9 protein-coding genes are annotated in these 8,256 nt (G+C 44.2%); 7 read left to right on the top strand and 2 right to left on the bottom strand.

The annotated features are described in order from the left end of the window. Window positions 1–212: hypothetical protein (locus AB4653_RS16645; protein ID WP_372104765.1), on the bottom strand; the 212-nt coding region annotated here is incomplete at its 3' end. A gap of 470 nt (window positions 213–682) precedes the next feature. On the opposite strand from AB4653_RS16645, the gene AB4653_RS16640 reads away from it, so the two are divergent. The 5 genes from AB4653_RS16640 to AB4653_RS16620 all read left to right on the top strand — a co-directional run bounded on the left by AB4653_RS16640 (window position 683) and on the right by AB4653_RS16620 (window position 3,991). After that, complete coding sequence (locus AB4653_RS16640) at window positions 683–1,516, top strand: AraC family transcriptional regulator (protein WP_009847235.1); 834 nt, start codon at window positions 683–685, stop codon at window positions 1,514–1,516. 197 nt (window positions 1,517–1,713) lie between these two features. Beyond that, window positions 1,714–2,442 (top strand): AzlC family ABC transporter permease, encoded by a 729-nt coding sequence (locus tag AB4653_RS16635; protein ID WP_102257800.1) that lies wholly within the window; start codon window positions 1,714–1,716, stop codon window positions 2,440–2,442. Window positions 2,443–2,444: 2 nt separating this feature from the next. Next, window positions 2,445–2,774 carry an AzlD domain-containing protein gene (locus AB4653_RS16630; protein WP_009847233.1) on the top strand — a complete coding sequence of 110 codons (330 nt, stop codon included), beginning with the start codon at window positions 2,445–2,447 and terminating at the stop codon, window positions 2,772–2,774. A gap of 56 nt (window positions 2,775–2,830) precedes the next feature. After that, complete coding sequence (locus AB4653_RS16625; protein WP_102249511.1) at window positions 2,831–3,136, top strand: NIPSNAP family protein; 306 nt, start codon at window positions 2,831–2,833, stop codon at window positions 3,134–3,136. 81 nt (window positions 3,137–3,217) lie between these two features. Beyond that, window positions 3,218–3,991, top strand: coding sequence for a viroplasmin family protein (locus AB4653_RS16620; RefSeq protein ID WP_102257801.1), 774 nt, complete (start codon window positions 3,218–3,220; stop codon window positions 3,989–3,991). A 196-nt stretch (window positions 3,992–4,187) separates the two neighbouring features. On the opposite strand, the gene AB4653_RS16615 is transcribed toward AB4653_RS16620, so the two are convergent. Then, a complete protein-coding gene (locus AB4653_RS16615; protein ID WP_102257802.1) occupies window positions 4,188–5,336 on the bottom strand; it encodes a glycosyltransferase family 4 protein in 1,149 nt (382 codons plus the stop codon). A 315-nt stretch (window positions 5,337–5,651) separates the two neighbouring features. Between AB4653_RS16615 and AB4653_RS16610 the strand changes: the two genes are divergently transcribed. Then, window positions 5,652–6,578, top strand: coding sequence for a glycosyltransferase (locus tag AB4653_RS16610; protein ID WP_102257803.1), 927 nt, complete (start codon window positions 5,652–5,654; stop codon window positions 6,576–6,578). A gap of 15 nt (window positions 6,579–6,593) precedes the next feature. Next, on the top strand, window positions 6,594–8,030 hold the full coding sequence (locus AB4653_RS16605; RefSeq protein WP_102257804.1) for a lipopolysaccharide biosynthesis protein: 1,437 nt from the start codon (window positions 6,594–6,596) through the stop codon (window positions 8,028–8,030). The last annotated feature ends 226 nt before the right edge of the window (window positions 8,031–8,256 follow it).

Raw genomic sequence — 8,256 nt, 5'->3', positions numbered from 1 at the left:
ATATCTTCTCCAGATTTAAGCTGTAGCTTATAACCAACAATCACGGAAGAGCTCATGCCATTGACCTCAAAGTGCTGTTCATCAGCAATAAAGTTAGAAACAGTTCGTAAGTGAATTCCATCATTTAGCTGGTATGTCGTTTTATTCGGAAATGTTTCATGTCTCAGTAAATTGCAAATTGACTCAATTGATTCAGTTGTAAATGTGATCATCGTCTTGTTTCTCCTTTTTTTTCAATTGTATGGCTTATATAAAAGAGCTAAAACTCTAATCTTAAATGTGCGTATGCGTGCGCATGTTGTGGGGTTCATATTGATTTAAAGGAATGGGAGTGATTATCACTCTTAATTTCTGTGTTTGATGCTAATTAACACTCTAGGTTTGCAATTTTCGAAATCTAAGTTTTCATAATTGGGGTGTTGGCTTATTTAAGAAAAAGAAAAGGATTCGCGTTTTTTGATGATGTATCAGCCAGATTGCTGATGATTTGAAGAGCGCGTTGGCATGTATGGTTAATTTATCGCCCTTTTCATACCAAGACTTTCCTCCCAGTTAGAAAGCGTTATTAAGGCAACGACAAAAACGGAATTAACAAACAAAAGCGCAATTTTGTACAAAAGCTGAAAGAGACTATAGAGTAGACTGATAAGTCGCTCGATAATTAACAGGCTTGGAAATTGTTATGGAGAACAAGAAGCGCTCTAAAGAAAAGGCCGAATATAAGATAACGGAAGAGCTCGGTGGCCTTGAAATTCTTGATGCTGAATATGAAAAGCAGAACTTCTCACGCCACAGCCATGAGGGCTACACGCTTGGGGTTATTGAGCAGGGGGCGCAGCGCTTTTATCGAACAGGCGGGCATCATATCGCGCCACAAAATGCGATTATTCTGGTCAATGCCGACGAAGTTCATAGCGGTCACTCTGCCACTGAAGGCGGTTGGGCGTATCGAGCCATGTATCCACTCCCAGAGCAACTTGCCAAGATCACTCAAGAGCTTAACCTACCGAACTACGGTGCGCCTTACTTCCCAAGAGCGGTGGTTGAAGACCCTGAACTCGCTAATCAATTGAGGTTGGTCTTTAACACGATCGATGAATCCGACAATCGCCTGTTAAGAGAGACCTTGATGTATGGGATGTTGGTTAAGCTGATTAGTCGACATGGAAAATCGCCGCTTAACCCTCAACTCGATGGGAAAACTCAGCGCCAGCTTGTGTTGGTGAAAGAGTTTTTAGATGATTTCCCACAAGCCGATGTGTCGCTAGACGAACTATCTAAGTTAGCGGCATTGAGCCCGTTTCACTTAGTGCGTTCTTTTCAGAAAGAATTTGGTCTTCCGCCGCATGCGTATCAAATCCAATCTCGGTTAAGGCTTTCGCGTAAGTTATTGAAGCAAGGGCATACGATTTCAGATACCGCGCAAGAGTGTGGCTTTCATGATCAAAGCCATTTTCATCGACACTTCAAAAAGGCCAATGGCTACACGCCGGGGCAATACATCAAAATGCTCTAAACTTGCATGGCTAAGGCATGGCTAACTTGTGTTAAGTGCGGTTAAGTGCGGTTAAGTACGGTTAAGTACGGTTAAGTACGGTTAAGTACGGTTAAGTGCGGCAAACAGAGGGGCATGAAATCGAGCAAGTTTGTACAATCGAACCGACTCCACTCTTCTTACATTGAATAGCTAATGTGAAGAGAGAAAAGAATGATATGGATAGTGAAACAATGGATAGACGAACACAGTTATGGAAAGGTGTTTTGGCTGCGATGCCCTTGAGTATTGCGGTAATACCGTGGGGCATATTAGCTGGATCATATGCGATAGATGCTGGATTGAGTCAGCTTCAAGCGCAAGCGATGTCGGCTATTCTATTTGCCGGCTCAGCACAACTTGTCGCAGCAGGGATGTTCAAATCGGGCATTGGGTTAGGGACTATGTTGTTGACCACGTTCTTTATTACTTCAAGACACTTTTTATACAGCGTATCGATGCGTGACAAAATCAGCCACCTTCCTGCTCGTTGGCGTCTATTACTTGGCTTTTGGCTGACCGATGAACTGTTCGCGATTTGTAGTGGCCAATCTCAGCAAGAGTTTAACCGCTGGTACGCTGCAGGTGTCGGTGGTGGTTTTTACCTCGTTTGGAACATCGCGAGCTTCGTTGGCATTGTCGCGGGAAGCCAAATTCCTTCGCTTAATGAAATTGGGCTCGACTTTGCGGTCGCAGCAACCTTTATCGCCTTGGTGTTCCCATTAATCCGAACTCTACCCGTCGTTGTGTGTGTGGTGGTTTCACTGGTCACTTCGGTTGCCATGTCGGTTAACAATATTGAGGGCGGGCTAATGATTGCAGCGATCGCTGGTATGTTAGCGGGCTTTTTCAGCGAATCGTTCCAAGAGCGAAACAACGGTAACAAGACAATCGTGGAGGGGAAATAGAGATGATTTGGTTAACGATATTACTTATGACGGCGATTGTTTTCTTTAGTCGGTATTTGTTTCTTGAGCCTGCAATCCCGCTTCGACTCAATCAAACCGCAAGGCGCCTATTGCGTTATTCAAGCCCTGCGGTACTGACTGCGATTTGGGGGCCAATTGTATTTGCACCAGAACAAACATTTTGGCCAAGCCTTGAAAACCCATACTTGATAGGCGCGGTGGTCACAGGTCTGTTGATTTGGAAAACAGGCAATGTGCTGCTAACGATTGGCGTCAGTATGGGCGTGTTTTTGTTCTATAACCTCGTTGCGGTTGATTACCTTTTTTCTTGAGCTTCAACGTCAACTTCGGCTTTGTGTTTCTCCTATTATTTAAGGGCTGAATAACTATGATTACTTGTTATGTTCGATATGTAATTGATCCTAAAAAGGTAAGTGAGTTTGAGGCATACGCAAAAATGTGGATTCCTCTGGTCGCTAAATTCGGAGGTCAACACAACGGTTATTTCTTACCGTCGGAAGGGGCGAACAATATTGCATTGGCGTTGTTTACCTTTGAAAGTTTGACTGCCTACGAAGAATATCGGGTTAAGTCGCTGAGCGATGCTGAGTGCATTAAAGCGTTTGAATTTGCAGACGAAGTTGATTGCATCGTGAGTTATGAACGCAGCTTTTTTAGACCTGTTTTAGAGTGATAGACCTTGCAACGTATAGCTTGGTGGCATCTAATGTACTGATTCACTATTTGTGTGTTTAGGTTTTGGTAAGGAGTTAGTTTGGCTAAGAAGTATTATGTGGTTTGGAAAGGTCGTACACCGGGTATTTTTACTACTTGGAATGAGTGTAAGTCGCAAGTTGATGGTTTTGCTGGTGCGAGATATAAATCGTTTCCAACACTAGGCGAGGCCGAGTCTGCTTTCGGTGGTAAAACGTCGTCTGTGTCAGGTTCTTCGGCTACAAAGCCAAGCTCTGCGGGGAAGGCGACGAAAGCTAAGGTGCCGCCTCTTTCGGAGCAGCAAATCACAGATATGCCTTTTGATATCAAGATCTTTACCGATGGTGCTTGTGAACCAAATCCTGGTGAAGCAGGGACGGGGTTAGCGGTCTACCAAAACAACCAGTTAACAGAATTGTGGTATGGCTTGTATCAGCCTGTTGGTACCAACAATACCGCCGAGTTACATGGGCTTAAGCAAGCGTTTGTTCTCGCGAAAGAGAAGTTAAACGCAGGCCTCTCTGTTGCGATTTATTGTGACTCTAAGTACTCGATAGATTGTATTACTAAGTGGGCAACGGGTTGGGAGAAAAAGGGCTGGACCAAGTCGGGCGGCGAGATCAAAAACCTCGATATTATTAAGCCTGCGTATGCTCTCTACCAAGAACTGGCTTCAAAAATCACCATCTACCATGTGAACGGTCACGTTGGTATTGAAGGTAACGAATTGGCCGATAGAATGTCGATTGTGGCTATTTCATCGAAAGAGCAGGAGCTAGCTCAATATCGTGACATCGAAGATCTTGAGTCTATTTTGGCACTTCGAGCCGGCTAGCTAGGCTTCTTAATGAAAAGCTAATAAAAGTTACTGAAAGCATAAGTTGCCATCATTAGGCTGTGCTAAGTTGAGCGTTACATTTCAAATCAATGTAGCGCTCTTCTGTTTTTGTGGTGCTCAGTTGTTTTGATGTGCTTAGTAGCTCGTATGGTGCTTAGCCGTTCTTGCGATGCTCAGCCGTCTGAGCTATTCCTTATTGAGCTGGGTTCTCTATCCAACGAGATAATTGCTGAGCTTGTTTGATCGAATTAAAACTGTCTTTCACTCTCTCACGTGCCTTTAAACCCATCGATGTTTTATCGTTACTGCTCAGCTGCGCGAAACGCTCAATCGCTTCTCTTAATTCTTCCACGTTTTTTTCGCTAACCACAAAACCTGTCTCTGGTGAGACGATCTCTTTGCATCCCATGATGTTGGTGGTAATGACGGGTGTTCCCACGGCCATCGCTTCTTTTAAAACCAGTGGCCCTGTATCCACACACCCGGTTTCGGAAAAACAGAAGGGCGCGATTAGGCTGTCATAGTTCGATAGTTTCTCTTTCACCCACTCGTGAGGTTTCGCGCCAAGAAAGGTCACGTTTCGAGCAAGTCCTTTTTCTTTGACCTGCAATTTTAATTGTTGCTCTAAATCGCCAGTACCGATGATATCGAGATGAATGTCGAGAGGTTCGGCAATCGGTGCCAATGCATCAATAAGATGGTGGATACCTTTTTGCTCCACTAATCGACCAAGAAAAACAAAGCGAAGTTGCTTCGTTTCGGTTTTGGGGGTGAGTTGGAATTGTTTGGTATTCACTCCGCAGTGCAGGAGCTTAATGTTTCCCTTAGCCATGGTGTTGAAATCAGTGAGCATGTCTTTGCACACTGCGACCACAAAATCACTCGACGAAATCTTCTGTTCAATATCATAAGCGAACTCGTAAACATCATGACCGTGAGCAACGAACGAGCAGGTGATGTTCAGTAGCTTTGCCGCGACGATGGCGTGAGCTGTAGTGTGCTGACAGAAATGCGCATGAACGTGTTCGACGTCGTTCTCGGCGAGTTGTAGCGCCAGTTTGAATCCATAAGCGAACAGTGATTTTTTGGGCATGCTGGTTTGCTTAGAAATAAATGAGATAGCCTTGATGAAACCTATCCAATTAATGCAGGCGACTTTACCCATCCGAACATTATTGCCTATTTCGACAATGTCGTAGTCGAACTGTTTTTCGCTGTTTTCAATTTCGAACGTCATTACACAAACATCGTGCCCACACGCTTTCACAGAGTCGACTTCTGTTTGAATGAAGGTCTCACTGAGTACAGGGTAGGTTGGTGCCACAAATGCTACTTTCTTCATTCCTTACTCCTCAAATCCATATGACTAAAGCTATCAAGCCAAGGTAATAACCAATAAAGCAAAATACGAACCAAGATAAAATCGTAGTTTTGGAGGGCTTTTCGATGGTTTTCCGAAGGTTATCCCCCAAGAAGTCGCTCATTTTCTCAAATTGATAATCAAATTGGAGTTTTGACGCTCATGTCTGATCACCCTGTTCGTCATTTTGAGAGTGTCTGCGTAGGCGACTGATCTAAAAGTGATTTCATAGCAAGGCACTCTCGGCATAGAACATGCAACGTCAGCCATATAACGTATAAATCTGAGGGCGTCATTATGGCTAAAGTAAGTGTTGTTATTCCTACCTACAATTGTTTGGATTACCTGCCGAAGGCAATTGGCAGCGTACTGAAGCAGACTCATCAAGATGTTGAGCTCATTGTCATTGACGATAACAGCAACGATGGAACGTCGACGTATCTCGCTTCGATAGAAGATGAACGCATTATTACCTTATCCACATTGGGTGTCGGGGCGCCTCAAGCGAGAAACCTAGGGATTGAAAAAGCGACCGGAGAATACATCGCTTTTTTAGACGCAGACGACTTCTGGTTTCCTGAAAAACTCGAACGCCAACTCGAATTTCATCAACGATACCCAGATCTCGCGATGAGCTTTACTAACTACGAACACCTTACTGAAGATTACCAAGTGATAGTCGACTGCTTTAGTTACTGGTCGCAGTTTCAAGACCAAGGTGAAGCGTTTATCAATATAGAAAACCCGTTGGAGTTCATCATTGAAAACAATGTTATTGGAACGTCAACGGTGATGGTGAAAGCGGATGTGTTTTCTCAAACAGACAGCTTTAATCCTGATATAAAATATGCAGAAGATTGGGAACTGTGGCTTCGAATGAGTGAAAATCATCAGATTGGTGTGTTGAATTCTGTGCAGGTTGGCTACTTGATGAGAGCGAGTTCTGTTACCCAAACTGAAAGTCTTAAACTGACAAATTTGCAGTCTATCGAAACCATTCTTCAACGTTACCAAAATGACAGTCAGCGATGGAACCTACCGACGTCCAGTTTCAAAATTGCAAAGGCAAGAATATTAGAAGGTTACGCCGACTATTACAGAGGCTTACAACAAAACCGACTGGCCATCTCATACAGTATTCGTTCGTTAGTTTTGGCTCCTCAAAAAAGAACTTTACGACACCTTCTTGGGGACTGTAAAAGTTTCCTAATGCCTGCATTGTAGGAATAGGTGACTCCAATGGGTTCATTAAAACAGTCGGCCTATTACGCCATTGGTATCGTGATGATGAAAGGGATCTCGCTCGTGATGATCCCCTATATCACCCATAAGATGACGTTGGCAGAATACGGTTCTTTAGAAGCCATCGTCTTGTTGGCTGACATCGGGACAATCCTATTTAGCTTTGGGATTGTTGAGGCAATGTACCGTTATGTGGGCGTCGCTGAGGGTGAAGAAAAGAGAAAGCTGGCCTCTAACTGTTTCACGTTGAGTGTCTTGGTCTGTGTGTTAGGCGGTTCTTTAATTGCTCTTAGTATGCCGTTGTTGTTATTGATGCTGCCCGTCGAGTTTCAGCCCTATCAAATATTACTTCTTCTGATACCGACCATGTTAGATGGTGCGATTTCTATCCCGTTAACACTGATGCGAATGAATGCGTTAGCTAAGCGCTTTTGCATGCTCAATGTATTGAAGGCAACGGTGCAAGCTGCAATGACCTTCGTGTTGCTTGAAGCGGGTTATGGCATTGATGGTGTTCTGATCTCTTCCGCTGTTTCTAGTGTGTTGCTGGTGCTGTGTTTGCTTCGTTATCAATGGCAAGAGATGGGTACATTTGGCAGCCTCAAATACTCCGCTAAGATCCTAAAGTTTGGATTGCCCACGTTAGTCGGTGGTGCTTCGATGTATATGATTACAGGGTTAGACCGCTGGGTGATGGCGAGCTTTGTTGGCGTTGAAGAACTGGCGATTTACGCGGTCAGTGGTAAGTTTGCGTTGCTTCTTGGCTTACTACTGCAGCCTTATGCTTTGTGGTGGTTTCCAAATCGGGTGGCCATGCTACAACAGCCTGGCGGTAAAAAATTCTGTGCGGATAGAGCGCTAGTCGGCGTGAATCTGGCCATAGTGTTGGGTTGTTTGATGATCCTTACGGTGCCTGGTTTTATTGCTTTGATTCTGCCCAGCAGTTATCAGTATGCAGGTACTATTGTTGTCGCACTCTTGGCGATTGGTGTGATTAAGAATGCAGGGGATTACCTCAACCTTGGTTGTTTCAGCGGTGACTCAAGCCAATCGCAAATGTGGATACAAGGCGGGTGTGCGATTGTAGCAACCATTGGCTATCTTGTTGTAACACCGATTTATGGCGTGTGGGGCGTGGTGGTGGTGCTTTGTGGTACTTATGCCGTGAGGCTGTCACTGCTTTATATTGTGAGCCAAAAGATGGAGTACTTGCCTTACGATCATCGTAAATGGATGGCTGCGGTGAGTATCGCCATACTTGCGATTACCAGTGACAGGCTTCTTGGTTGGGCGCTGGTTGATGTTCATGACTTTGTTTTAGGCAGTTTTGTGGCAATAGTGACGTTAGTCGTCTTTGTTCGATACTCTGTTATTCCTGTTCCACAAGTGTTGCTCGATAAGCTCACGTTAGGCAAACATTCCCACGTAAGTTGAACCGATTTCACCCAGAGCGCGGGTATTCTGATAAGCGTCTAGGGAAATATGAATTAATGATAATAAAACACTGTTCATAATTATTTTAATTAGATAGTATTTATAAATCTAGTGAATGCTAACTATGGAAAGATATATGAATAAGTGGATGCTGCTCCTCTCTCTGTTTTCAGCTGCCTCATACAGTGATTCTCATTTTACAACCGAGAGTGTTGATACTCCCGAC

Origin of the sequence: Vibrio sp. 10N.222.48.A3, from assembly GCF_041475345.1 — a bacterium.
Taxonomy (GTDB): domain Bacteria; phylum Pseudomonadota; class Gammaproteobacteria; order Enterobacterales; family Vibrionaceae; genus Vibrio; species Vibrio tasmaniensis_A.
The sequence above is the reverse complement of the archived record's forward strand: the minus strand, read 5'-3'. Positions and strand labels throughout refer to the sequence as shown.

Excerpts from the sequence above, each read along its gene's own strand:
- AB4653_RS16640 (WP_009847235.1), top strand. The coding sequence starts at position 683 with ATGGAGAACAAGAAGCGCTCTAAAGAAAAGGCCGAATATAAGATAACG.
- AB4653_RS16635 (WP_102257800.1), top strand. The coding sequence starts at position 1,714 with ATGGATAGTGAAACAATGGATAGACGAACACAGTTATGGAAAGGTGTT.
- AB4653_RS16630 (WP_009847233.1), top strand. The coding sequence starts at position 2,445 with ATGATTTGGTTAACGATATTACTTATGACGGCGATTGTTTTCTTTAGT.
- AB4653_RS16625 (WP_102249511.1), top strand. The coding sequence starts at position 2,831 with ATGATTACTTGTTATGTTCGATATGTAATTGATCCTAAAAAGGTAAGT.
- AB4653_RS16615 (WP_102257802.1), bottom strand. The coding sequence starts at position 5,336 with ATGAAGAAAGTAGCATTTGTGGCACCAACCTACCCTGTACTCAGTGAG.
- AB4653_RS16610 (WP_102257803.1), top strand. The coding sequence starts at position 5,652 with ATGGCTAAAGTAAGTGTTGTTATTCCTACCTACAATTGTTTGGATTAC.
- AB4653_RS16605 (WP_102257804.1), top strand. The coding sequence starts at position 6,594 with ATGGGTTCATTAAAACAGTCGGCCTATTACGCCATTGGTATCGTGATG.